Source organism: Levilactobacillus yiduensis, from assembly GCF_024718525.1.
Classification (GTDB): domain Bacteria; phylum Bacillota; class Bacilli; order Lactobacillales; family Lactobacillaceae; genus Levilactobacillus; species Levilactobacillus yiduensis.
The window spans coordinates 85,999-111,967 of record NZ_JAMXAZ010000007.1 but is presented as its reverse complement, the minus strand read 5'-3'; the positions used below and the strand labels follow the sequence as shown (position 1 = coordinate 111,967).

The following is a 25,969-nucleotide window of genomic DNA, read 5'->3' as shown; positions in this document are numbered from 1 at the left end:
CCTTTCTTTTCCAGTTCTGAACACATTACTTGTGTTTACTATTAGATTTGGTAAAATATAGTCTAATAACCCTGTGGCTGGTTTATCAATCGCGATAGCTAAGGCAGGAAATGATTTGAAAAAGAAGGAGCGTTTCAATGAACAACTATGATCAGCAACCCCGGACGACAGTAAACACTGAGGTCGGCCTCAACAGCTTTATGACTAAAATGTTTGGCTGGATGGCTGCGGCCGTGTTGGTCTCTGCAGTGACGGCGTACCTGATGATTCCCATGGCAAGTCAAGCCCAGGGCCTACACGGTGCCGGTCTTTGGTTACCCATTATCGTCTGGTTTATTTTACCGTTCGTCATTAGCGGACAATCGATGAAACGGCCAACCGTCGCTTTAGTCGGGTTGTTTGTTTACGCGGTGATTACTGGTGGGGTCATCTCGACTTACGCCATGGTCTTCTCGGTGAATACGATGGCCGCTGCCTTTGTTTCTAGTGCTGCCGTCTTCGTGACGATGGCTGGTATCGGGGCCTTCACTAAGAAGGACTTGACCAAGCTGGGGACCCAAGCAACGGGGGCCTTGATTGGTCTGCTCGTGGCCATGGTCATCAACATGTTCTTGCGGATGCCATTGGCTTCACTAGTGTTATCCTTCGCCGCAGTCATTATCTTTGCGGCACTGACGGCCTGGGATACGCAACGGATGCAGAAGATGTACCTGCAATACGGTGACCAGGTCTCCACGACTGGGTTAGCCGTCAACGGGGCATTGCAACTGTACCTGGACTTCGTCAACTTATTCTTACAACTCTTACAAATTTTCGGAATCTTTGGTGGCAACAACGACTAACGGTTTCGCAAGGAAAGCCTGGGACTCAAGTGCCCGGGCTTTTTGTGTCAACAGGGAAGCTGGCAATCGGCTTAACCCTTGGTAGCCGTTAACTTGTCAACTAACTTCCGGAACTTGTCGGAGTTAGCCAGCTGTCTCAGCTGACACTGTGAGACGACTTGAGAGAGACTGATGGGCTTGCCAGATTTCCAAGCGCATCGGAAGCCCCAGTAGCCGGCGAGATACCTAGCTAACGTCGGCACTGACAGGAACGATATGACCGAGGCGCAAGTGTTCCAATGGTTTTCAGAGATTTCTTTTCGGGTTTACCTGTTTTTTTGGTAAAATAGACGTAGAATACTCGAGCGCGGCAGACCGTAGCTCGAAAGGAGCGTAACATGGCGGAAAAACGATTATTATTGATTGACGGAAACAGTGTCACGTTTAAGGCCTTCTTCGCGCTGTACACGGCGTTGGGTAAGTTTACCAACAGCGAAGGGCTGCATACGAACGCCATTTACGGCTTCAACACGATGCTAGAGATCATGTTGGACAAGGTGAAGCCCACGCACGCCTTGGTCGCCTTTGATGCGGGGAAAACCACGTTTCGGACTAAGATGTATGACGACTACAAGGGTGGCCGGGCCAAGACCGCACCCGAGTTGTCGGAACAATTTCCCTATGTCAAAGAACTTTTAGCGGCTCGCGGGATTCAGACCTATGAGCTGCCCGACTATGAAGCCGACGATATTATCGGGACCTTGGCCAAGCAGGCCGAGAAAAACGGGTTTACCACGACCATCGTGACCGGGGACCGGGACTTAACGCAGCTGGCTGACGACCACACGACTGTTTCCATTTCCAAGCGTGGGGTCACGGATATTGAGCATTACACACCGGCCTACGTCAAAGAAAAGATGGGTGTCACGCCCGAACAGATCATTGATATCAAGGGGCTCCAAGGAGATAACTCGGATAACTATCCCGGTGTCACGGGCGTGGGTCCCAAGCGGGCCGTGGATTTGATCGGCAAGTACGGGAGCATTGAAAACCTGTACGACCACATTGATGAAATTACCGCCAAGAAGCTCAAGGAACACCTGGTGGCTGACCATGACGAGGCCTTACTGTCCAAGAAGCTCGCAACGATTTTACGCGATGCGCCGGTGACGAAGCAGGTCAACGACTTGGTCTATCAGGGGGATGACCAAGAGAAGCTGGTGGAATTCTACCAACGGATGAACTTTAATCAATTCTTGAGCAAAATGAGCGTTGATGGGGAAGCCCCAACGGCCACGCCAGGCCTTAAGGACGTGGACTTCACGGTCTTGAAGGCAGATAACCTCCAAACGCTCCCGGCCTTTACGGACGGCTGTGAATTTTACTTGGAAATGCTGGGTGACAACTATCATCTGGCCGACTTTGATGGCTTTGTGATCGGCCATGAGGATCACTGGTGGGTTAGTCGCGATACCAGCCTCTTACAGCAGGCGCCCTTGAAGGACCTGTTAGAGTCGGCTGACGTGGCCAAACAGGTCTTTGACGCCAAGCGGACCTACGTGGCGTTGAATCGCTTAGGCGTCACGTTAGCGGGCGTTGACTGCGACCTGTTGATCGTGTCGTACCTGTTGAACACGTATGACAACAGTAATGACCTGGGGCGCGTGGCCATGGAACACGGTTATCACCAGGTGGCAACGGACGAAGACGTCTATGGCAAAGGGGCCAAGGAAGCGATTCCGGCCGACGACGTGGATTTCTTCTCCCATTTGGCACGGAAAGCTCGGGCCATCGAGCAACTCCGGCCACAATTATTCAAGGAGCTGGCCGATAATGAGCAGACCCAGCTCTACCGCGATATTGAATTGCCAATGGCGTTCGTTCTGGCGCGGATGGAAATTGCGGGGATTACCGTAGAAGCCAGCGAACTCGAAGCCATGGGAAGTAAATTTACCGAGCAACTGGCCGAAATTGAACAGACCATTTACAACGAGGCTGGCGAGGAATTTAACATTGGCTCACCCAAACAGCTGGGCCACATTTTATTTGAAAAAATGGGCTTGCCGGTCATCAAGAAGACCAAGACGGGCTATTCCACGGCGGTTGGTGTCTTAGAAAAGCTCGCGGCGGAAGCTCCCATTGCCGAAAATATCTTGAAATACCGTAAGATTGCTAAGATCCAGTCGACTTACGTGGAGGGCTTACTGAAGGTCATCCATCCCGATGATCACAAGGTCCACACCCGCTACCTCCAGACGTTGACGCAGACTGGGCGGTTGTCATCGGTCGACCCGAACTTGCAAAATATCCCGGTGCGTAACGAAGAGGGCCGGGCCATTCGTAAGGCTTTTGTGCCGCGGCATCCGGGTTGGCAAATCTTCTCGTCTGACTACTCACAAATCGAATTGCGGGTCCTGGCCCACATGAGTCATGACGCGAACATGCAAGAGGCCTTCCGTGAGGGCGAAGATATTCACGCGGCCACAGCCCGACGCATCTTTAAGATGGGGCCGGACGAAGAGGTCACGCCCAACATTCGGCGCCAGGCCAAGGCCGTCAACTTCGGAATCGTCTACGGCATCAGTGACTTTGGGTTGTCGCAAAACATTGGCATCACCCGTAAGCAGGCCAAGGCCTTCATCGACACTTACTTTGAAGAGTATCCTGGCGTCAAGGCCTACATGGATCGGATGGTCCAACAGGCCAAGGAACAAGGCTTCGTGGAAACGATTGCGCACCGGCGGCGGTATTTGCCGGACATCAACTCGCGTAACTTCAACCAGCGGTCATTTGCCGAACGGACGGCCATGAACACGCCGATTCAAGGGAGTGCCGCGGATATTATTAAGATTGCCATGATTCAGATGGAAGACGCGGTCAAGGATCTTCAGGCAACGATGTTACTGCAGGTCCATGATGAATTGATCTTCGAAGCCCCGGCTGAGGAGATCGAAACGTTGGCCAAGCTGGTCCCAAGTGTGATGGACTCAGCCGTCAAGTTGGAGATTCCGTTGAAGGTGGAAAGCCATTACGGGCCAACCTGGTACGATGCGAAATAGCGGCAAGGAGACGATAAGCGATGCCAGAATTACCTGAAGTTGAAACGGTTCGCCGGGGGTTGACCCGCCTGGTGCAGGGCGCCACGATCGACCATGTCGACGTCTACTACCGTAAAATGGTTACGCCGGAGGCTGAGGTCTTCACGGCGGACTTGATTGGCCGGCAGATTGAACGGATCGACCGGCGGGGCAAGTATCTGTTATTTCGATTCAGTGGCGAGCTGACCATGGTCTCTCACCTGCGAATGGAAGGCAAATACGACGTCCAACCCACGGGCAGTCCCATTACCAAGCACACCCACGTGGTCTTTCACCTGACCGATGGCCGGGATCTACGCTACACGGACACCCGTAAGTTTGGGCGAATGCGACTGGTTCCCACCGGGACAGAGGGCACGGTCTTGCCATCGCTGGGAAAGCTGGGGCCGGAACCCACGGCAGATACTCTGACGCTGGCGTACATGCAACAGATTTTCCGCAAGTCCCACAAGGTGGTCAAACCCTTCTTGTTGGACCAATCAAAAATTGCCGGACTGGGCAACATTTATGCCGATGAGGTGCTGTGGCTGTCAAAGATCAATCCGTTAACGCCGGTCGATGAATTGACTGACGCGCAACTGGAGACGTTACGGCAGAGCATCATCACCGAAATTGGTTTGGCGATTCAGGGACACGGGACCACGGTGCATTCGTTTTCGACGGCCTTTGGTGAAGCCGGGCAGTTCCAAAATCACCTGCACGTCTATGGCCGTGAAGGTGAACCCTGTGAGCGGTGCGGCACGGAGATCGTTAAGATCAAGGTTGCCCAGCGCGGGACGCACTACTGTCCGCGGTGTCAGCCGGTGCCATTAGATGCATTGGAGGCCTTGCAAGATGACTGAGACTTGGGGATTGACCGGCGGCATTGCGACGGGCAAATCGACTGTGAGCGCCTGGTTACGCGCGGCGGGAATTCCCGTCATTGACGCTGACGTGATTGCCCGTCAAGTCGTGGCACCAAAGACAGCAGGGCTACAGCAGATTGCCCAGGTGTTTGGCGCTGACTTCGTGACTGACGACGGTTTGGACCGCAAAAAATTGGGCCAGTGGGTCTTCACCCAACCGGCTGAGTTGAAAAAGTTAGAAGCCATCACGGCGCCGCTGATTCAAGCCGAGATTCGGCGGGAACTAGCGGCGGCAAAAGCAAAGCAGGTACCAGTCGTCATGATCGACGCACCAACTTTTTTTGAAGTCGGGTATCTGATTCATTTGGTCGATCACGTCATGGTCGTAGCAACCGACGTGGCAACCCAAAAGCAACGCTTAATGGCGCGCGACGGGCTTTCTGCGGCGGATGCACAGGCCAGAATGGACCGGCAGTGGCCACTGGCCAAAAAGATTGCCCAGGCGACGGTCGTCATTGATAACGGGGGAACGATTGCCCAAACGCGCCAACAAGTGGTAAAATGGCTTGACGCCAATAACTTTGGCAACAGTAACCATTTAAAACGAGGTGAACAATAATGCAGTGTCCACACTGTCATCATAATGGATCGCGGGTCGTTGATAGTCGACCCACCGACGACGGGCGCGTGATTCGCCGCCGTCGTGAGTGCGAGAACTGTGGTTTTCGGTTCACGACGTTTGAGCGGGTTGAAGTTACGCCGCTGCTAGTGATTAAGAAGAACGGGACGAGAGAAGAGTTCAACCGGGAGAAAATCCTGCGTGGGATTATCCGTTCCGCTGAAAAACGCCCAGTGGGCATGGATGTCATGACCAATATCGTTGATGAAGTTGAAAATAAGATTCGGGCGCTGGGCGTCAATGAAATCTCCAGTCAGCTGATTGGGGAATACGTGATGAACCGCTTGGTCGACGTCGACGAGATCGCCTACATCCGGTTTGCCAGCGTTTATCGTCAATTCAAAGATACCGGTGTCTTCTTCAACGAGTTGAAGGACATGCTGGCGAAAGACAAAGAAAAAGCTAAAAAGGATTCACCAGATCAGGGACAAAGTGAGGCGAAGTAAAGCATGGAGAATTCCTGGCACCAATTAAAACCACGAACTGGCTTTTTGGTGCGATTAGCGGACCGCTTGACCGATCAGAGTTGGCAGACGTTGACCCAGCTTTACCAGCCGATTGTGGGACCGAGTGCCGCGGGGCTTTACTCGGCCCTTTTTTGGCTCCCAAATCGCGGGGAGTATCAGCGTCACGCCACCCTGTTAGGCCTGCTGGGGATGGACTTGGCCCATTTCTACGAGGCCCGCTTACGCTTGGAGGCCACGGGCCTGTTGACGACGAAGGTCAAGACGGAAGCGGAGTTGACCAGCTTTGTTTATGAGCTGCAAGCCCCGTTGACGCCAGTTGCCTTCTTTCGCGACGACTTGCTCAGCGTGCAGCTACTGGGCGTGGTCGGTGAGGAGGCTTACCGGACTCTGGTGGCCGTCAATACCGTGACGCCCCACGAGACGCCGGGAGAACAGAACATCACCAAGAATTTTCTCGACGTGTTTCACGTGGACGGCCAGGAGCTACAACGCTTACCGGCTGCCATTACGGCGACACGCGAGGAACTGCCAAGTGAGAACGCCGCCCCGGCGCTAACGCCCACGACCCAAGAGGATTTTGATTTCAAGCTCCTCGGCGAGATCTTGGAGCACTCCTTTATCGACACCAAGGCGTTGCGTAGCTACCGGCAACTATTGCTGACGGAGCACGCTACCTATAACCTTGACGAGGTGACCATGGCCCGCTACGTTGGTGAAGCAACTGATTTGGCGACCAATCAATTCGACCCAGAACAGTTTAAACGGGTGATTGCTCAACACTTTTCGCAGCAGCACCGCAGTCAGCCGGTAGAAACGCCAACGGCTACGGCACCTGCGACTGCGGATACTGACTTGAACGCCGCCGAACAAGCGCTGATTACCGTTGCCAGCAAGTCGGCACCAGCACTCTTTTTACAAGGTATCAAGAAAAAGAGTGGGGGCTTCTTGACGGACGGTGAACAGCGCATCGTGCGGGACCTGGTCAGTCGCCAGTTATTTCCCAATTCGGTCTTGAACCTGATGATTTACCATCTGCTAGTCGATGAAGATCGGCCGACGTTGAATAAAAATCTGATGGATACGATTGCCAACGACTGGAGCAAAAGCAAGGTCACCACGCCGCAGCTGGCCATTAAGAAAATCCGTGAACGTCAGCAGGCGCCGCAACCGTCTCGTCGTTCACGGAACCGACAAACGACCGTGAAAGAGACACTGCCAGACTGGGCTAAGAAGCCGACTGCCAAACCGGCGGCCACGCAAGCTAAGCTATCTGATAAGCAGCAACAACAATTGCAGGCGCGGATTGCCAAGCTACAAGAACACAGCAATCACGGGAAGGAGGATTAACCGATGGAAGATTTAAGTAAGACCATGCAACAGTTGATGAATCAACGGCATTTGAACGACAATTACCGCCAGTTGATGGCCAAAGTGTACGATGACCCCATGGTAACGGCCTTTTATCAGGAACATCGTGACGACCTGGCCGAAGACGTCTTGACGCGCTCGGCGGCGAAATTGTATGAGTTCGTCAGTGAACGCGAGAAGTTGGCCAAGGGGGGCACGACCTTTGCGACAGGCTATGAGCCGCAACTGATCGTCTCCAATCATTTGATCGACGTGGCCTACGTACCAACGAAGGAAACACAAGAAAAGCAAGCCCAGCAACAGCTCCGCCAACGGGTGAAGTCGATTGCCATGCCCAAGAGCATTCGTGAGGCCAACCTGAAGAACTTTGATCAGGACCCGGACCGTGCCGAGGCGCTGATGGCCGCGTTGGATTTTGTGGACGCCTATGAAGCCAGTCCTAAACGCCGGCACCAGGCGTTGTATTTGGCCGGGAGCTTTGGCGTTGGCAAGACCTATTTGCTGGCTGCCGTTGCCAATCAACTTGCCGCAGACGGGTTCTCCACCACGTTAGTTCACTTCCCGAGCTTTGCCGTGGAAATGAAGAACGCCATTGCCCAAAATGGGGTGGCGGAGAAGCTGGATGCCTTGAAGAAGTCACCCGTGCTCATGATCGATGACATCGGCGCTGACGCCATGTCTGCGTGGGTGCGTGACGATGTGCTAGGGGTCATTTTGGAGTACCGGATGCAAGAAGAACTGCCCACATTTTTCAGTTCGAACTTCTCCATGGCACAACTGGAAAAGGAACATTTACGCATCTCAACGCGGGGGGACGACGAACCATTGAAAGCCCAGCGATTGATGCAACGGATTCGCTTCTTGGCCCGTGAGATCACCATGATCGGGGCCAACCGCCGGCCACAGTAGAATAACCGCCTTCAGAAAAAAGTCGACGCATGCCTTGACATCTGCTGCGTGTGAGTGTTTAATAGTCTGTGAAACCAAAAGAGCTATGACGAAAGACATGATGGTTACGAGATCGTTCACAGGAAGAGCTGGCCTAGCTTGGAAGCCAGCTTAGCGACCGTAAGCATTACCACTTTCTATCAGCTGTCGAGAGGAAATTTTCGGCCGGTCCGTCCCGTTATCAACGACTAGAGTTCACGGGACCAGTCTCGTGAAAAATATCGGGTGGAACCACGTTATTGACGTCCCCAGTGCCTTATTAGGTACTGGGGACTTTTTGCGTAGTTGGCCCAAATTTCAATAAGGGAGATCATCATTATGGCAGATATTTCAATTCAATTCCCTGATGGCAAGTCTAAGGACTTCCCAGCAGGTACGACGCCCGCTGACGTGGCCAAGTCGATTTCAATCAGCTTGGCTAAAAAGGCTGTGGCCGCTAAGTTAGACGGCAAGTTGGTCGACTACTTAACGCCATTGGCTGGCAATGGGGCCATCGAAATCGTCACTAAGGATAGCGCTGAAGGCTTGAGCGTTCTGCGGAACACGACCGCTGCTTTACTGCGGATCGCCTTGAAGAAGCAATTCCCAGCTATCCGTTTGGGTGAAGTGAGTGCCGATGAAGACGGGTTCTTCGTGGATACCGACAAGGACGACCAACAAGTCAGCGTTGATGAACTGGACGCCCTGAGCGTGATCGTTGAAAAATTAGTCAGTGATAAATTAGCTATCGAACGGACCAGCTTGCCTAAGGCCGATGCATTGGCCTTGGTCAAGGATGATCCTTACAGCACGGAGTTGATCAACGCTGTGGATGGGGATGCCGTTTCCTTCTTGAAGATTGGCGACTACCAAGTCCTCAGTGACGGTGCCCAATTAGCGAACACGGGTGACGTGAAGAAGTTCAAGTTGCTGTCCGTTGCCGGTGCCTACTGGCAAGGCAAGTCCTCCAACCCAATGCTCCAACGGATTTACGGGACGGCCTTCTACAAGCAAGCTGACTTAGACGCCGACTTAGCTAAGCGCCAAGAAGCCCGCGAACGTGACCACCGGGTTATCGGGAACCAATTAGACTTGTTCTTCGTTGATCCTAAGGTCGGCGCTGGCTTGCCTTACTGGATGCCAAATGGGGCCACGATTCGGCGGACCATTGAACGTTACATCATCGACAAGGAAGTCGCTAACGGCTACCAACACGTTTACACGCCAGTGCTGGCCAACCTGGATCTGTACAAGCAATCCGGTCACTGGGCCCACTACCGTGAAGACATGTTCCCACCAATGGACATGGGGGATGGCGAACAGCTTGAATTGCGGCCAATGAACTGCCCAAGCCACATTCAAATTTACAACCACCACATCCGTTCTTACCGTGAATTGCCATTACGGATCGCTGAACTTGGGATGATGCACCGTTACGAAAAGTCTGGTGCCCTGAGTGGTCTGCAACGGGTTCGGGAAATGACCTTGAACGATGGTCACACCTTCGTTGCCCCAGAACAAATTCAAGATGAATTCAAGAGTATTTTGGACTTGATGGTCAAGGTTTACAAAGACTTTGATATCAAGGACTACACGTTCCGTCTGAGCTACCGTGATCCTAAGAACACGGAAAAGTACTTTGACGATGATGAAATGTGGAACAACGCCCAAAAGATGTTGAAGGGTGCCATGGATGACCTGGGCTTGCCTTACGTTGAAGCTGAAGGGGAAGCTGCTTTCTACGGTCCTAAGTTGGACGTCCAAACCAAGACGGCCCTTGGGAACGAAGAAACGTTATCCACGATTCAATTGGACTTCATGTTGCCAGAACGCTTCGACCTGCACTACATCGGTGCTGATGGCGAAGAACACCGTCCAGTCATGATTCACCGTGGCTTGGTTTCAACGATGGAACGCTTCACCGCTTACCTGACTGAAATCTACAAGGGCGCCTTCCCAACTTGGTTGGCACCTAAGCAAGTCACCATCATTCCTGTTTCTGAAGAAAAGCATGGTGCTTACGCTGACAAGTTAGCCGCTGAATTAAAGGCTGCTGACGTGCGGGTCAACGTTGACAAGCGTGGCGAAAAGATGGGCTACTTGATTCGGGATGCCCAAACCCACAAGATTCCATACACGTTGGTCGTTGGGGAAGACGAAATGGCAAATGGGACTGTCTCTGTCCGGAAGTACGGGGAAGACGACAGCCAATCCATGAGCAGTGACGCCTTCGTCAAGGAAATCTTAGCCGACATTGCTTCTTACAGTCGCGAAAACTAAGACTTCAGAGATCCTGGCGAGTAACCAGAGAATAGAAGAGTTTTGAGACAAAGGTGGTCGGGGTAAATTCCCGGCCCCTTTGTTGTCTCAAAGACTTTTGGCCAGAAAAGGGTAGTCTTTTGGCTCGGAGGACTGAATCACAGAATGAATAGCCCAAATCGTTTAGGTTTGTCAGTTGGCTATGCACCTGTATTACTGATTTCCGAGAGGCTGTGCCACATCAATGGTTGCGCTAATGATGATGTTTACTAGATGTAGCCGATAGTTCGCCAAATATGAGTTCAGCCGTGGGAGTTTTCTTAGCGGTGGTTTTTGCCGGTTAGAAAACTGACAACTTGGAGACGTGGGTCGTCGGCTCCAAGTTGAGGGCCGAGACCGCTTTTTGGCTCGTCCCGGCGCCCACCGCGTTCCAACTCATATTTGGCGAACGGCGAGGCGGCCAGCACAACCAAGTTTGCCCTAATAAAACAGTTTAATCACGAAACACTGTTGACATGTTCTGGCCTAGCTGGTATGATGGTTAAGTTGAGAAATTAAGCAGAGGCTTCCGCTTCTCGCCCTGTGGCTAACGCTGCCGGGCTAGATAGGCACGTTAGTTCAATCTTTGGATTGGATTTCATGCGGGAGCTGTTTGATGTTTGATCAAAGGTTCCCGCATTTTTTTATGAGTGAGATTTCTGCAGTTCTCGAGATTATTTTGGAGGTGGATTACCATAGCAAACGACACGATTGTCAACGAGGGGATTCGCGCACGCGAAGTTCGATTGATTGCCGGCGACGGTGAACAATTGGGTATTAAGTCCAAGCGTGAAGCTTTACAGATCGCTGAAGACGCAAACCTCGATTTAGTTTTGGTTGCACCGAAAGCTAAGCCACCAGTAGCCCGCATCATGGACTACGGGAAATACCGCTTTGAGTTGCAAAAGAAGCAACGCGAAGCACGGAAAAAGCAAAAAGTGGTCAGTGTCAAAGAAGTACGGCTCAGTCCTACCATTGATACCAACGACTTTAACACCAAGCTGAAGAACGCTAAGAAGTTCTTGGCCAAGGGTGAAAAAGTTCGGGTCTCAATCCGGTTTAAGGGTCGGGCGATTACGCATAAAGACATTGGTCGCGAGGTGCTCAACCGGATGGCTCAGGAAACTTCTGATGTTGCCACGGTTGAACAACGGCCTAAGATGGACGGTCGGAGCATGTTCTTGATGCTCGCGCCTATCGCGGAGACTAAGTAAGAATTGATTGGGTAGCTTTAGCTGCCGATTTAAGGAGGAAATTTCGTATTATGCCAAAGATGAAGACTAACCGCGCCGCAGCTAAGCGTTTCAAAGTAACTGCCAAGGGCGGTATCAAGAGTGCCAACGCATACACGTCTCACCGTTTCCACGGTAAGACCAAGAAGCAACGCCGGAACCTTCGTGGTACCCGGATGATGAACGAAACGACTATTAAGACTTACCGTTCTTTATTACAAAAGTAAGCTAGTCGGAAATTTTTCGGGTCGACGAAATGTCGACATAATGTTTGAATTGATTTAGGAGGAAAAGATTATGCCACGAGTTAAAGGCGGTACTGTTACACGCGCACGTCGCAAGAAGGTTTTAAAGTTAGCTAAGGGTTACCGTGGTTCAAAGCACCGTTTATTTAAGGTTGCCAAGGACCAAGTCATGAAGGGCCGTCAATACGCCTTCCGTGACCGGAAAGCCACTAAGCGTAACTTCCGGAAGCTTTGGATTGCCCGGATCAACGCCGCAGCCCGGATCAATGGTCTGAGCTACAGCAAGTTGATGCACGGTTTGAAGTTAGCCAACATCGATGTTAACCGGAAGATGTTAGCTGACTTAGCAGTGAACGACGCTGCTGCATTCAAGGCCTTAGCTGACCAAGCTAAGGAAGCTTTGGCTGCTTAATTCAGTCAATTCGAAAAGACTTCGCTGCGGCGGGGTCTTTTTTATTACGAATTTGATATCGCAAATTTTATAGTCATGTCGTCAGAAATCAGTTGGGATTCTCGACGGCTGATGGTGGTAAAATTCGCAAAAATTGCGTATAATAAAAAGCTAGACATGCCAATACTGGCAAACGAACGAAGGGGGGCAGTCACCCGCATGGTTTCTGGATTCAAACCCACGTGGATGGTTACGAACATATACGATTTGACGCCAACAGATTTGCGGGCCAACGGGATCAAGGCGGTCATGACCGACCTGGATAATACGCTGATTGCGTGGAACAACCCGGATGGGACACCGGAACTGCACCACTGGCTCAACTTGTTAGAGCTAGCGGGGATTCAGGTGATCGTGGTGTCCAACAACAGCCGGGCCCGCGTTGACCGGGCAGTGGCACCGTTTAACCTTCCCTACATTCACCGGGCACTCAAACCACTATCTTGGGGATTGAATCGGGCCTTACGTCGTTGGCACTTGCGCCGCGACGAAGTCGTCATGGTGGGTGATCAACTGTTAACGGACGTTTGGGCCGCGCACCACAGCGGCGTTCGCAGCGTCTTGGTCAAACCTATTTTAAGCTCGGATGCCTGGATCACGAAGGGCAATCGGTTATTGGAAAAGGTAGTCATGTGGCGCTTGCGGCACAACTATCCTGAATTAACTTGGCAGGAGGATCTTAATGAACGAAAAACACATTGAACCGGTAGTAATTGATGGTGAACCCTTGCACTGCATTGGTTGTGGCGCGGTGGTTCAAACAACGGACAAGACGGCACCAGGCTATACGCCGCAATCAGCGCTCGACAAGGGAATTGAAAAGGAAGAAGTCTATTGCCAACGGTGTTTCCGGCTACGGCACTACAATGAAATCGTGCCCGTCGGCTTGACCGATGATGATTTCTTACGGTTGTTGACGCAGATTCAAGACGCCAACGCCTTGATCGTGTACGTTGTGGACATCTTTGACTTTAACGGTAGTGTGATTCCGGGGCTCCACCGCTTTGTCGGCGACAACCCCGTCTTGCTCGTGGGGAACAAGGAAGACTTGTTGCCACGCTCATTGAAGCGGAGTAAATTACGGGACTGGCTACGTCAGCGAGCCAACGAAGAGGGGTTACGGCCCATCGACGTGACGCTGCTGAGTGCCAAGACCAATCAATCCGTGGACGGCCTGTTACAACTGATCGACAAGTATCGTGGCGACCGTGACGTGTACGTGGTCGGGGTGACCAACGTCGGCAAGTCTACGTTGATCAACCAAGTGATTCGGCAAAATACGGGGGTCCAAGACTTGATTACAACGTCGCGGTTCCCGGGCACCACGTTGGATAAGATTGAATTGCCATTGGATGACGATCACGTCTTGGTCGACACCCCAGGTATCATTCAAAACCAACAGATGGCGCACTATTTGGATGGCAAAGACCTGAAGATCGTGACGCCACAAAAGCCAATCAAGCCGAAGAACTACCAGCTCAACGACCAACAGACGTTGTTTTTGGGCGGTATCGCGCGGTTTGACTACACCAAGGGCCCCAAGAACGGGTTCACGGCTTACTTTGAGAACAACTTATACATTCACCGCACCAAGCTGGAGAATGCCGATGACTTTTATGAACGGCAGCTGGGTCAGCTGTTAACGCCACCACACGCGGATACCAAGGATGATTTTCCACCGCTTGTGGCCCATGAATTCAAGACGACGGTCAAGAGTGACCTGGTCTTTGAAGGCTTAGGCTGGATTACCGTTCCAGCTGGTGTTAACGTTACTGGCTGGGCACCCGCGGGTGTCGGCGTCTTGATTCGCCGCGCAATGATTTAAAAACTGGAGGACAACAACTTGCTACGAGGAAAACAAAAACGTTATTTACGGGCCCACGCCCATGCCATGCGCCCACTCTTTTCCGTGGGTAAAAATGGGCTGACCCAAGCCTGGTTGGAACAACTGACCGGTGCCTTGGAGTATCGCGAATTAATCAAAATCAATCTGCAACAAAGCGCTGACGTCTCCGTTGACGAGACCAAAGCCTTCATCGAAGACAACACGGACATTCAGGTGGTGCAAACCATCGGCCGGGTATTGGTCTTGTACAGAGTCGCAACTGAAGCAGAAAACCAAAAGATTTCACCAATCGTGGAAAACATGTAGGGAGGTCTGGCAGTCGTGGTGAAGATCCTAGAACGAACGAGTACGCAGGTGGCGACGCAGTTAGCGGCGACCGCTAAGAAGCGGCGCATCGGTATTTTGGGTGGGACGTTCAATCCGCCACACTTGGGGCACTTGGTCATTGCTGATCAGGTTGCGACCCAGTTGGGACTGGACAAAGTACTATTCATGCCGGATGCCGAGCCACCGCACGTGGACCGGAAATTGACGATTTCTGCCAAGGACCGGGTGGCGATGGTCAAGGCAGCTATCAAGGACAATCCGCGGTTTGACTTGGAGCTAACGGAAGTGGCACGCGGCGGCCGTAGCTATAGCTATGACACCATGTTGCAACTGACGCAGGCCCATCCGGAGAACCAGTACTATTTCATCATCGGCGGCGACATGGTTGCTTATTTGCCAAAGTGGTACCGCATCGACGAACTGGTCAAATTAGTCCAGTTCGTGGGTGTCTGTCGCCAAGGATTTAATCGCGAGTCGCCGTACCCCGTCTTGTGGGTCGACGTGCCTCAGATCGGTATTAGCTCAACGATGGTCAGAGACCAAGTGCGCCGCGGCCAATCTGTGCGCTACTTGGTGCCGACCATGGTCGATCTCTATATTAAGGAGCATCTATTATATCGTGACTGAACTAACCTATACTGAAAATATCTTTGCGGGCACTCGGGCTGAACTGTTAGCAAAAATCAGTCAACAGCTGAAGCCCAAGCGCTTTAAACACGTGCAACGGGTGGAACAAACGGCCATCGACTTGGCCAAGCGCAATGACGTGAATCTGGAAAAGGCCAGCATTGCGGGTCTGGTCCATGACTACGCCAAGCAGCGCCCGGACGCAGACTTCATTGCGGCCATTAAGCAATATCACTTGGACCCCATCTTGCTGGATTACGGCAATGCGATTTGGCACGGGGTCGTCGGTGCCGAGCTGATCAAGCATGAGCTGGGCATTTATGATGAAGACATCTTGAATGCTGTCCGGCACCATACGACGGGGGCGGTCTACATGTCACCGTTAGAACAAATCGTTTACATGGCCGACTACATCGAACCACAACGGGACTTTCCCGGGGTCGATGAGGCCCGCCGATTGGCGAAAACGGACCTGGCAAAGAGTGTGGCGTTTCAAGCCAAGCATACGCTCGCGTACCTGGTAGATAACGGCAAGCCGGTCTACCCCAAGTCCATCGACACCTACAATGCGTGGGTGCCCCAATATCCGACTGTTTGAGAGGAGAAAATATGGAAAGCAAAGCAATTTTAGAAATCGCAGTTAAGGCTGCGGAAAACAAGCGTGCAGAGGGAATGGTCGCCTTAGACATGACCAAGGTCAGCTTAATGGCCGACTACTTCTTGATCATGGAAGCCAATTCCAACCGTCAAGTCCAAGCCATCGCCGATGAGATCGTTGACCAAATGAACGTGAACGACGTGACGATTCGCGACGTTGAAGGGAAGAACAGTGCTGAGTGGATTCTGATCGACTTGGGTGACGTGGTCGTGCACGTCTTCCAAAAGGACCAACGCAGCCATTACAACTTAGAAAAGCTCTGGTCAGACGCCCCAGAGGTTGATCTGGGCCAATGGGTCGAAGCATGATCTATCAATCCTTTGCAGAGCTTTACGACGAACTTTTTGATCCAGCCATGTACGACCAGTGGCTGGATTTTGTCGCTAAACGGGTGGCGCCTACCAGTGGCGAGTTGCTCGACCTGGCGTGTGGGAGTGGCCGCTTAGGCGTCTTGTTGGCCCAACACGGCTATCAGGTCAGCGGCTTGGATCTCAGTGAAGAGATGCTGGCGTTAGCCGCCAAGCACGCCGAGGAAGCCGACGTGACGATGCCATTGATGGCGGGCAACATGCTGGACCTCAGTGCCATTGGCGAATACCAAACGGTAACTTGTTTTGCCGACTCATTTTGTTATCTGACTGACTTGGACGCAGTGACGCAAGCCTTCACCCAGGTCCATGATCATTTGGCCGTGGGCGGGCAGTTCTTGTTTGACGTCATCACGCCACACCAAACGGATGACGTTTACCCCGGTTACATGTACAATTACGTGGATGAGACCCGGGCGTTCGTCTGGACCAGTTATGGCATCGAAGACGAGGAACACGCCGCCGAACACGACCTGACCTTTTTCACGGAAAATGAAGAGACCGGTGAGTATCGCAAGGTGACCGAGTTGCATCATGAGCGGACGTATCCACTGGCGGATTACCAACGGGCACTCGCTGCCGCTGGGTTGACCGTCAAGCGGGTCAGCGCCGACTTTGGGGAACACGACGTTGCCCCAGACACGACCCGGTGGTTCTTCGAGGTTACACGGGAGGCTTAACATGACGTTACAGGCAGTCGGGATTATTGCGGAATACAATCCGTTTCATAATGGCCACGCCTATCAGATTGCTCAGGCCCGTGCGCAGACGGGGGCCGATGTGGTCGTCGCCGCCATGAGTGGCAATTGGGTCCAGCGTGGGGAACCGGCGTTGATGGACAAATGGCAACGCACAGCGGCTGCCCTGGCCGGCGGGGTTGATCTGGTCGTGGAACTTCCGACGGCCAGCGCCTTACAACCGGCGCATTTGTTCGCAGCAGGTGGTGTGATGCTCTTAGCAGCCCTACAGTGCCGTTGGCTAGCATTTGGGACCGAACACCCGGACATGGACTATCAGCGCTTAATGGCGCATTTACCCACGAATCCAGCCACCTTCAAACGCTTTGACCAGACGTATGCGTCGCTCTTTCAGGGCTACCTACGCGAGCAAACGGGCATTACGTTGAACGCGGCCAATGACATTCTGGGCTTCTTTTACGCCTTGGCCAATCAGCGCGCCGGCAACCCGTTGACGTTGTTGCCATTGGCACGGCGGGGCAGTCAGCACAACGACACCACGATTGCGGTACAAACGGCCTTTGCCAGCGCGACAGCAATTCGTTCAGCGGCCTTAGCGGGTGACTGGACCAGCGTGGCGGCAGTGGTCCCGGCCAGCACCCTGGCCTTATTGCAGGGCGCACAGTTGACCAGTTGGTCGGACTTTTGGCCCTGGCTACGTTACCAGCTGGTTAGCGGGGATGTGGCGGACTTGCGGCAACTGTACCAGATTACAGAAGGTGTCGAGTACCGGCTAAAACATGCAGCGTTGCCCAACGCGACCTTTGCGGCATTCATGCACGAGGTGAAGACCAAACGCTACACCTACACGCGCTTGCAACGACAGGCCGCCTACATGTTACTTCAGGCCAAGCCAGCAGAGATGCTGGTCCAGCCGCAGTACTTGCGCGTGCTGGGGTATTCGGCAGCCGGCCAAGCGTATTTGCACCAAATCAAGAAGCAGGTGCCGTTGCCGTTAGTCAGTCGCGCCGACCGGGATTGGCAAAAGGGTCCCGGCGAATTAGACGACCGCGCTGGCGCGTTACGCACGCTTTTGACGGGAATCGACCAAGATTATGGCCGGATTCCGGTAAAAAAAGACGATTCTGAATGACTATCAAGGAAATTACCTTGACATCACATTTTTTGACAGGTATAATTTATCACGTTGCATTGGAGGGATTGCGATGAAATGGTCGTTGACCGAGCTCCGCAAGAATTACCGAAATGAGCCACTTTCATTCGACGAAACGTTGAATTTGAAGGCGGACTTGATGGAACGCTACGGCGATGACGTCTTGGATTTAAGCCCCGTCCATGCCCAGGGAATGGTTTCCGTGGTGGATGGTGACGTTGTCGTTGATGCACAGGTAACGGCGGACTTAACGGTCCCGTCTAGTCGGTCATTAGCACCGGTGGACTTACCCGTAGATTTCAAAATGACGGAATTTTATGTATCTGACCCTGCCGCAACGCAACGGTTTGAAAAGACCGACGTTGTGATGGTGGTCAAGGATGACCAGATCGATTTCGATAAGGCTGTCGGGGATAACATTATTTTACAAATTCCGATGCACATTCTTTCAAAAGCCGAAGAACAGGGTGAAAAGATGCCGACCGGTAATGACTGGGAAGTCGTTAGCGAGGCTGACCTGGAAAAGGTGGAGAAGGAAAATCAATCAGTTGATCCACGTCTTGCAAAGTTAAAAGATTTCTTCCCTGATCAGGATGATCAATAATCGCCTTTGTAAGCCTTAAAAATTTTTTCACTAGTGGATATAATTTATTTAAAGGAGGTGTTTTCTTTGGCTGTACCAGCACGGAAAACGTCTAAGACGAAAAAGCGTATGCGTCGGGGTCACATCAAGTTGGCTTCCCTGAACTTAACTCCTTGCCCTAACTGTGGTGAGTTGCGTAAGGCACACATGGTTTGCCCAAGTTGTGGTTTCTACGATGGCCGTCAGGTCGTTGCGGTTAAGAACGCAAACAACTAATTTTAATTAGTCAAATGAAACTCCCATGAAGTCCGCGGCTTCTGGGAGTTTTTTTGACGCTTGGCGTGCATTTTCACGTATAATGAACGCACACAGAACAGAAGGGGTGACATTGTGACGATTAAATTGATTGCAACGGATTTGAACGGCACGCTGCTACACGATGACCAAAGCTATAACCGGCCGCTCTTTCGGCAGGTGTTACGGCAGCTACAGGCACGCCAGATTCCGTTGGTGTTGGCCTCTGGCAATGAGTATGGTCATCTGCGGGACTTATTTGCGGCAGATTTGACGGATAATATGATTTTGGTTGCGGAAAATGGCGCGTCCATTTACCAGCAAGACCAGTTGATTTTTGATGGCAGTCTGCGTGATGACGACGTGACCCAGTTCGTCACGGTCGACCGGCAGCAGGACTTCTTGCGTCAGGCCTACGTGATCATGACCGGGGCCAAGGCCTCATACACGGAGTTGGGGGCGCCGCAACCGCTCTTAGATGCCGCCAATGCCTATTACGATAACCTGCAACAGGTCGCTGATTTGCGGACGGTGACGGACAAGATCAAGAAAATTAGCATTTCAACGCTGCCGGACCAAGCGGCTGCCTTGACCGACCAGTTGAACACTTACTTTGATGGGCGCCTGCACGCGCATGACAGTGGCTATGGCGTCATTGACGTGGTGGCTGCTAGCGTCGGCAAGTTGCCGGCGGTCAAATGGCTGGCACAACGGTTTTCGCTGTCCGCCGATGAGATCATGGCCTTTGGCGACGGCGATAACGACGCTGCGTTGCTGGCCTATGCCGGTCAGGGGTTGGCGATGCGCAATGCCGCACCGACGATTCAGGCTATCGCAACCGGCGTCACTGCCTATGATAACCAGCAAGATGGGGTCTTACGCGCCATCAATGACCAAATCCTAGCGTGAGTTGTTGACCTAACCTACTTGTTGGTCAACGCCGCACTGGGGGGCTGACTGCAGTATACTTCATGGTGATCGAAGGGATAATCATGAAGATTTTAAGTCGCGATTTTTTGCTCGTCATTATCTGCCTGGCACTGCTGATCGATGGTGTCACGCTGTATCACACGGTTACGGCGCGTGCCACCCACACGGACCTGGACGACCGGGTTCCTGCGTTGGTGGTTAAGCAAAATGGATTTGAATAAAGGTTCGAGAGTGGGCCAAAAGGTGGTTAGCTGGCGAGCATTAAGGCTGATAAGCGAATAATCCTGGATTTGGATTGTTTGCTTATCAGTTTTAAGCGGAACCAGCTGCCTTTTGGCCCAGGTTTCAACACTAGATATTCGGAGACACAAAGGGCCTGAGACTTTTGTCCCAGCCCTTTTTTACTGGAGAAAATTCGCGTTTATTTGTAAAATTGCACAAAGTTTGGTGACTGCATCCTAAAAATTAGATTATGAGAAAAAACATACCGAATCAAATATAAATTCGTTTATAACAGGATTTTAAGATGATAGGATAATTAGAGAATTAATTTATTCCCGCTAATAGTTTAAGAAAGTCTTGGATTCCCACCAAAATTACCGAATCTTGTGGTCAGGCTTGTGAATAACCGGTAGACTAGCAGTAATCATTTTGGATGGGAGTTTAGGAGCATGCGCAAACGATTGGGCCTCTTGTTAGTGGTCATCATCGGTGGATTGTTCTTACTACCGAATCTACAAGGGTCCCTGCCTAAAATAGTTGCAATGTCGCAGACAATGGCCGTACAGGCTACGAATCAGCTAACGGTCCAATTGCCATTGATGGGGCGTCAGGAGAAATCCGTGATGACCCCGATTGAGTCTATCGTCGAACCACAAACGCTCAAGAAGACCTATTATTACCGCTTTGCGGGCAATCTGCCCGACAAGGCAGTCCAGACCTTTGGTGCCGCCATCGCCATCTACAATGATACGGGGATCGTTAATTTGGTCGCAGGAGATGCGACTGACCGGCAAAATGGCATGACGATCTTTGGTTATCATAAGGTGATGCCGGCAGACAAGTCCGACTACCTGGAACTGGGAAAGGGTGGCCCCGAAATCGAGGAAGTCAGTGGCTTTCAAGGGTATACGGCTAACCACGCCCGTGCAGGCGTCAATCTCCAGTATCCGCAAGGAGTGAAGTTGTCGGTGGCCCTGCATGAGGTTGGGCACGCCCTGGGATTAGACCACAGTTCGAGTCGACGTTCCGTGATGTATCCGATCGATCAGGGAAAGTCAGCGTTATCTGCCGGCGACCTCAAGGCGTTGCACACGCTCTACGAATAAGATTTAACAGGAAACGCACATTTCGTTGCGAATCCGGTGAAATGTGACCAATCTTTTGCAGATTAGTCGTCATCCTTGCAAAAATCCGCTACACTGTTTTCTAGAAAGGGTGAGAGAGGATGGTGGCTTTGAAAAGAACTTACTGGTGGTTAGGCGGGATGGTCGTTTTATTTGCCAGTCTGTGGTTTAGCGGGAGCGCTTTGGTTGCCATGACTTTGCGTCAGGATGGCGTGGTTAACCAGTTGGCGACACACGTTACGAGTCCCCACGGGCAAACGCCACTGGAACCCATTGCGCTAGCCCATCCGCTACGACCAGTTTATTACTATCACTTTGCCAGTGCTGAGGCCGCCGAGTTTCGGGGGCTGTTCGAGGAAGCCGTAATGGTGTTTAATCGTACCGGGGTGGTCCAATTGCGGCCGGGCACCGCACAGATGGGTCAAAATAGCTTAACCTTCTTCACTTACCGGGATGCCGATTCTCAGCGCGCTGACTTTACCGAGTTGGGGAAGGGTGGTCCGCACGTGATTCATACCGGTCAGGGGACGGTCAATCAGGCACGAGCCGGCGTGAACTTGGCCCACCCAGAACTGCGACCACGTCTGTCCGTGGCGATTCATGAGATCGGTCACGCGGTAGGGTTGGCGCACAGTAGCGCTAAAACGTCGGTGATGACCGCCAGGGACCACGAGCAAGAATGGTTATCACCAGCGGATTTAGCGGCGTTACGGCTGTTATATGGGCCAGGACATGCGTGACCGTCAAGCTGCGGTGGAGGTACGCGCTCCCGATTCAGCGTAACTTGGCGGAAACACCAAGTCTAGCGGTGACAATGCATTAGGTCGTGACAAAAAAGAGGCTCCCGTCCGACAGGTGTCGGTACCAGGAACCTCTTTCGCACAACGCTAGAACAGCGTCAGCTTATTTAGTAAAATCAACGACCATCCGGCCGACGATTTGGTTGTTCTTCATTTCATCAATGATATCGTTAACTTCGTCCAGACGACGAGTTTGAACGATTGGGTGAACCTTGCCTTCAGCACCGAATTGGAAAGTTTCGGCTAAGTCTTGGCGCGTCCCAACTAAGGAACCGCGAACGGAGATGCCGTCCAGCACCGTCTTAGCAATGTTTAATTCCATGTCGCCTTGTGGTAAGGCCACGGCAACCAACTTGCCATCTGGCTTCAAAGCGTTAACGGATTGGGTGAAGGCATCCTTGTTAACGGCAGTGACTTGGGCGTTGTCCACGCCGCCGACCTTTTCTTGAATCTGTTCAGCAACGTCACCGTCATGCCGGTTGATCAGCACTTCAGCACCGTTAGCCTTAGCAGCAGCTAACTTGTCTGGATTCCCATCAACGGCAACGACGTGCGCACCGAAGACATTGTGGGCGTATTGGATAGCCAGGTTACCTAAACCACCGGCACCAACAACTTCGACCCATTGGCCAGGCTTCGTTTCGCCGACCTTCAAGGCCTTGTACATGGTCACACCGGCACAGGTCAAAGAGGTTGCTTCAACGGGATCCAAACCTTCTGGCACCTTAACGGCGTAGTTGGCGTCAACGATGCATTCTTCAGCCATCGCACCATCAACCGTGAACCCAGAGTTCTTAACGTTACGGCAAAGTGTTTCACGACCGGTCAAGCAGTATTCACAGTGGCCACAGCCCTTAAAGAACCAAGCGATAGAAACGCGGTCGCCGATCTTTAAGTTCTTAACGTCGTCAGCAACTTGGATAACCTTACCGACACCTTCATGACCAATGATCCGGCCAGGTTGCTTGCCGAAGTCACCGGCAGCCACGTGTAAGTCGGTGTGACAGAGACCACAATATTCCATCTTAACTAAGGCTTCACCGTGGGTAATTGGGCGAAGGGTAACATCCTTGATATCTACGTAACCATCAACTGAATCGCGAATAACTGCTGCTTTCATGAAAACAATCCCTCTTTCTTTTTATCTACAAGACCCAGTATACTGCAAAAGTTGTCAGTTTCAAGTGAAATTTTGCACAAAAATTATTAAGATTTTTCCAAGACAGACAACTATCGGTAATATGACGCTTGTTTACTGGTAGTGTAAGCTGTTTAACAATGTGAAGCAAACAACATAATCGCTTTCATAAGCAAAATTAACTATCGAATGCAACCGGTTGACTTTTACAAGTGAAGGATTTTTTCCAGGTTTAGAAGGTTAAGATTAAACTAAATGTGGGAAGCCACGTCGTTTTGCATACAATTATGAGAAAATATGATAAAATTAAATGTTGAAATGAATATCGGACGGCCACTCCTGGTGTGGGTTTGACTAGAGGGGCTGCCGCGAATTAGCCAGAGGAGTTAAAGTGTAATGAGTCGAATTTTAATTATTGAAGATGAAAAAAATCTCGCCCGCTTTGTGGAATTGGAATTAAAGCATGAGGGCTATGAGACGAATGTCCAATTCAATGGTCGGACCGGGCTGGAAGCAGCTTTGTCGCAAGACTTTGATGTGATCTTATTGGACTTAATGTTGCCGGAATTGAACGGTATCGAAGTTGCGCGGCGGGTCCGCGAAGTCAAGAGCACCCCCATCATTATGATGACGGCGCGTGACTCCGTGATCGACCGAGTATCTGGTTTGGATCACGGGGCCGACGATTACATCGTCAAGCCATTTGCGATTGAAGAGCTGTTGGCTCGGGTGCGGGCGCTGTTACGGCGGATCCACTTGGAAGGCGAACAGAAGAACACGAAGCAAACGACCGTAAAGTTCAAGGACCTGACGATTGAAAAGGAAAATCGGATCGTCCGGCGTGGCGATGAGGTCATCAATCTGACCAAGCGGGAATATGAATTACTCCTGGCATTGATGGAAAACATCAACGTGGTCTTGGCCCGGGATGTCCTCTTAACCAAGGTCTGGGGCTACGAGTCTGAAGTTGAGACGAACGTGGTCGATGTGTATGTCCGTTATCTACGTAACAAAATTGATGTCGCCGGCCAGAAGAGCTACATCCAGACGGTTCGGGGGACAGGGTACGTGATGCGTTCGTGAAATCGCCAGAAGAACCAAGAGTTCCAGAAAAGCCGGCTGTTCCCGAAGCACCGGTAGCGGCTGCGGCGGTTGATGACCAAGTCAAGAAGCCCGGGTTCCGGTTCTCATTGAAGTGGGAATGGGCCTTATCGACGGCCTTTGGCGTGCTGGTTATCTTCGCGGTCATCGTGTTGTTGATCTTCAATAGCTTCATGACGGTCTTGATGCGCCAGGAGAAGACCCACGTGTCGGATACCTTGAACGTGGTCGTTGAGAAACTGAACACCCAAAAGCAACCGCTGACGGGCGCACAGGTTAATCAACTGTTGCGGCCTCGGACCGTGTTGTCAGAAGCCAAGAAGCCAACTGGGCCGTACAACAACGCCGTGCTGACCAGTTTAGCACGTGATAGCCAAACGGTGACGGTCTATGACCAAAACGGCCAGCCGTTATTTGCGACACGGGAAAGTCCGCTACAGTTTCAGAAGTCTAAGCAACTTCGCATTTCTACGCAGAAGATCAAAGGGCACAAGAATCTGGTTGGTATCACGCCAATTCGCGCCAAGCAAGGCAATCATCTGTTAGGGTACGTCCAGGTCACGGATAATTTACGGGACTACCGGGCGACCCAGGTGAAATTGCTCCAGATCGATCTGGTGTTAGGGATGATGGCAGTGCTCGCGGCGGCCGTCTTGAGTTATAGCCTCGCGACCTTCCTGTTGCGGCCGGTTGAAGCCATCCGAGAGACGATTCACGCCATGCGCGAGGATCCCCAAACGGATCGGCGGGTACCAGAGATGCACCATCAAGATGAGCTGAGTGACCTGGGGAATCTTTTCAACGACATGTTGGACACGACCCAACGTTACATGGACCAGCAACAGCAATTCGTGGAAGATGTCTCCCATGAGTTGCGGACACCGGTGGCCATTATTCAAGGGCACATGGAGATGCTGGACCGTTGGGGAAAAGACGACCCTGAGGTGCTGAACGAGTCGATCAAGGCATCGCTGCAAGAAACCAAGCGGATGAAGAGTCTGGTCCAAGAAATGTTGGACCTACAACGCGCCGAACAAATTGAGGTCAATTACCCCAATGAGGTCTCGGACGTGAGTGAAGTCGTCGAGCAGGTGTTTGATAACTTCAAGATGATTCATCCGGACTATGTCTTTATCTTAGACGATGATGTTCAGCGACCGGTACAGGCACAGATCTATCGGAATCATTTGGAACAGATCCTGATCATTCTGATGGATAATGCCGTCAAGTATTCGCAGACGCGTAAGGAAGTCCACATGAGCTATGAGAGCGATTCTCGCAGCTTAGAAGTGGCGGTCCAAGACTTCGGTGAGGGGATCTCGCAGGAGAACCGTGACCGTGTCTTTAACCGTTTCTACCGGGTGGACAAGGCCCGCTCCCGGACCAAAGGGGGCAACGGCCTTGGGTTAGCCATCGCCAAGCGGCTGATTGAGGCTTACCACGGACGTATCACCATTGAAAGTGCCCTGGGCCAAGGCTCAGTCTTCCGGATTTCCTTGCCGATCTTATCGGACAAGGATGCGCAGATCCTGACGGAAAAGAAAGAACAGGCCCAAGCGGCCAATGACGTTCCGGGCATTCAGTCAGAGTTGCTGGCGGACTCGTCAGAGACTCGGTCAACAGATGATGATGCAACAAAATAAATACAATGCACGAAGTAGAGCCTGGG

Annotated in this window: 28 protein-coding genes; 27 read left to right on the top strand and 1 reads right to left on the bottom strand. The window is 51.9% G+C overall.

The features are described 5' to 3' along the window. The first annotated feature begins 137 nt into the window (after positions 1-137). From NGM66_RS06015 to NGM66_RS05895, 25 genes are all read left to right on the top strand, one after another. Positions 138-842: a Bax inhibitor-1/YccA family protein gene (locus NGM66_RS06015; RefSeq protein ID WP_208909926.1), complete on the top strand. Its 705-nt coding sequence runs from the start codon at positions 138-140 to the stop codon at positions 840-842. 377 nt (positions 843-1,219) lie between these two features. Next, a complete protein-coding gene (polA, locus tag NGM66_RS06010; RefSeq protein WP_208909924.1) occupies positions 1,220-3,880 on the top strand; it encodes a DNA polymerase I in 2,661 nt (886 codons plus the stop codon). A gap of 20 nt (positions 3,881-3,900) precedes the next feature. Further along, a complete protein-coding gene (mutM, locus tag NGM66_RS06005; RefSeq protein ID WP_208909922.1) occupies positions 3,901-4,761 on the top strand; it encodes a DNA-formamidopyrimidine glycosylase in 861 nt (286 codons plus the stop codon). Continuing rightward, entirely contained in the window at positions 4,754-5,383 is a 630-nt protein-coding gene (coaE, locus tag NGM66_RS06000) for a dephospho-CoA kinase (RefSeq protein ID WP_208909920.1), read from the top strand. The genes mutM and coaE overlap by 8 nt, the downstream gene beginning before the upstream one ends. Next, complete coding sequence (gene nrdR, locus NGM66_RS05995; RefSeq protein ID WP_208909918.1) at positions 5,383-5,889, top strand: transcriptional regulator NrdR; 507 nt, start codon at positions 5,383-5,385, stop codon at positions 5,887-5,889. Before coaE ends, nrdR begins: the two co-directional genes overlap by 1 nt. A gap of 3 nt (positions 5,890-5,892) precedes the next feature. Continuing rightward, the gene (locus tag NGM66_RS05990) at positions 5,893-7,257 is read left to right on the top strand and encodes a replication initiation and membrane attachment family protein (protein ID WP_208909916.1); all 1,365 of its coding nucleotides are present in this window, start codon (positions 5,893-5,895) and stop codon (positions 7,255-7,257) included. 3 nt (positions 7,258-7,260) lie between these two features. Then, a complete protein-coding gene (gene dnaI / locus NGM66_RS05985) occupies positions 7,261-8,187 on the top strand; it encodes a primosomal protein DnaI (RefSeq protein ID WP_208909914.1) in 927 nt (308 codons plus the stop codon). 357 nt (positions 8,188-8,544) lie between these two features. Next, positions 8,545-10,485 carry a threonine--tRNA ligase gene (thrS, locus tag NGM66_RS05980; protein ID WP_208909912.1) on the top strand — a complete coding sequence of 647 codons (1,941 nt, stop codon included), beginning with the start codon at positions 8,545-8,547 and terminating at the stop codon, positions 10,483-10,485. A gap of 707 nt (positions 10,486-11,192) precedes the next feature. Next, complete coding sequence (gene infC / locus NGM66_RS05975; RefSeq protein WP_209280027.1) at positions 11,193-11,717, top strand: translation initiation factor IF-3; 525 nt, start codon at positions 11,193-11,195, stop codon at positions 11,715-11,717. Positions 11,718-11,767: 50 nt separating this feature from the next. Further along, entirely contained in the window at positions 11,768-11,962 is a 195-nt protein-coding gene (gene rpmI / locus NGM66_RS05970; protein ID WP_045806761.1) for a 50S ribosomal protein L35, read from the top strand. Positions 11,963-12,032: 70 nt separating this feature from the next. Beyond that, positions 12,033-12,392: a 50S ribosomal protein L20 gene (gene rplT, locus NGM66_RS05965; RefSeq protein WP_208909910.1), complete on the top strand. Its 360-nt coding sequence runs from the start codon at positions 12,033-12,035 to the stop codon at positions 12,390-12,392. Between the two features lie 198 nt (positions 12,393-12,590). Continuing rightward, a complete protein-coding gene (locus NGM66_RS05960; protein ID WP_208909909.1) occupies positions 12,591-13,133 on the top strand; it encodes a YqeG family HAD IIIA-type phosphatase in 543 nt (180 codons plus the stop codon). Next, positions 13,114-14,256 (top strand): ribosome biogenesis GTPase YqeH, encoded by a 1,143-nt coding sequence (gene yqeH, locus NGM66_RS05955; protein WP_208909908.1) that lies wholly within the window; start codon positions 13,114-13,116, stop codon positions 14,254-14,256. Before NGM66_RS05960 ends, yqeH begins: the two co-directional genes overlap by 20 nt. Before the next feature lie 18 nt (positions 14,257-14,274). Next, on the top strand, positions 14,275-14,583 hold the full coding sequence (locus NGM66_RS05950; protein ID WP_208909905.1) for a YhbY family RNA-binding protein: 309 nt from the start codon (positions 14,275-14,277) through the stop codon (positions 14,581-14,583). 15 nt (positions 14,584-14,598) lie between these two features. After that, complete coding sequence (locus NGM66_RS05945; RefSeq protein WP_208909902.1) at positions 14,599-15,231, top strand: nicotinate-nucleotide adenylyltransferase; 633 nt, start codon at positions 14,599-14,601, stop codon at positions 15,229-15,231. Next, positions 15,221-15,829: a bis(5'-nucleosyl)-tetraphosphatase (symmetrical) YqeK gene (gene yqeK / locus NGM66_RS05940; protein ID WP_209280026.1), complete on the top strand. Its 609-nt coding sequence runs from the start codon at positions 15,221-15,223 to the stop codon at positions 15,827-15,829. The genes NGM66_RS05945 and yqeK overlap by 11 nt, the downstream gene beginning before the upstream one ends. An 11-nt stretch (positions 15,830-15,840) precedes the next feature. Beyond that, entirely contained in the window at positions 15,841-16,197 is a 357-nt protein-coding gene (gene rsfS / locus NGM66_RS05935) for a ribosome silencing factor (protein ID WP_208909898.1), read from the top strand. Beyond that, positions 16,194-16,937 (top strand): class I SAM-dependent DNA methyltransferase, encoded by a 744-nt coding sequence (locus NGM66_RS05930; protein ID WP_208911040.1) that lies wholly within the window; start codon positions 16,194-16,196, stop codon positions 16,935-16,937. The genes rsfS and NGM66_RS05930 overlap by 4 nt, the downstream gene beginning before the upstream one ends. 1 nt (position 16,938) lies before the next feature. After that, positions 16,939-18,087, top strand: coding sequence for a nucleotidyltransferase (locus NGM66_RS05925; RefSeq protein WP_208909897.1), 1,149 nt, complete (start codon positions 16,939-16,941; stop codon positions 18,085-18,087). Positions 18,088-18,160: 73 nt separating this feature from the next. Beyond that, the gene (locus tag NGM66_RS05920; RefSeq protein WP_208909893.1) at positions 18,161-18,712 is read left to right on the top strand and encodes a DUF177 domain-containing protein; all 552 of its coding nucleotides are present in this window, start codon (positions 18,161-18,163) and stop codon (positions 18,710-18,712) included. A 66-nt stretch (positions 18,713-18,778) separates the two neighbouring features. Beyond that, positions 18,779-18,967: a 50S ribosomal protein L32 gene (gene rpmF / locus NGM66_RS05915; protein WP_125575232.1), complete on the top strand. Its 189-nt coding sequence runs from the start codon at positions 18,779-18,781 to the stop codon at positions 18,965-18,967. A gap of 114 nt (positions 18,968-19,081) precedes the next feature. Next, positions 19,082-19,894, top strand: coding sequence for a Cof-type HAD-IIB family hydrolase (locus NGM66_RS05910; RefSeq protein WP_208909891.1), 813 nt, complete (start codon positions 19,082-19,084; stop codon positions 19,892-19,894). Positions 19,895-19,977: 83 nt separating this feature from the next. Further along, positions 19,978-20,136: a hypothetical protein gene (locus NGM66_RS05905; protein WP_208909889.1), complete on the top strand. Its 159-nt coding sequence runs from the start codon at positions 19,978-19,980 to the stop codon at positions 20,134-20,136. Between the two features lie 450 nt (positions 20,137-20,586). Beyond that, positions 20,587-21,243 (top strand): matrixin family metalloprotease, encoded by a 657-nt coding sequence (locus NGM66_RS05900; RefSeq protein ID WP_208909887.1) that lies wholly within the window; start codon positions 20,587-20,589, stop codon positions 21,241-21,243. Between the two features lie 128 nt (positions 21,244-21,371). Continuing rightward, the gene (locus NGM66_RS05895) at positions 21,372-22,001 is read left to right on the top strand and encodes a matrixin family metalloprotease (protein WP_208909884.1); all 630 of its coding nucleotides are present in this window, start codon (positions 21,372-21,374) and stop codon (positions 21,999-22,001) included. 163 nt (positions 22,002-22,164) lie between these two features. Here NGM66_RS05895 and adhP read toward each other — a convergent pair whose 3' ends face one another. Beyond that, entirely contained in the window at positions 22,165-23,181 is a 1,017-nt protein-coding gene (gene adhP, locus NGM66_RS05890; protein WP_208909883.1) for an alcohol dehydrogenase AdhP, read from the bottom strand. Between the two features lie 414 nt (positions 23,182-23,595). Here adhP and NGM66_RS05885 point away from each other — a divergent pair, with 414 nt between their 5' ends. Together NGM66_RS05885 and NGM66_RS05880 are read left to right on the top strand one after the other, a co-directional pair. Continuing rightward, positions 23,596-24,282, top strand: a complete 687-nt coding sequence (locus NGM66_RS05885) for a response regulator transcription factor (RefSeq protein WP_020090053.1) — start codon at positions 23,596-23,598, stop codon at positions 24,280-24,282. Beyond that, positions 24,279-25,943 (top strand): HAMP domain-containing sensor histidine kinase, encoded by a 1,665-nt coding sequence (locus tag NGM66_RS05880; protein WP_208909882.1) that lies wholly within the window; start codon positions 24,279-24,281, stop codon positions 25,941-25,943. The genes NGM66_RS05885 and NGM66_RS05880 overlap by 4 nt, the downstream gene beginning before the upstream one ends. The last annotated feature ends 26 nt before the right edge of the window (positions 25,944-25,969 follow it).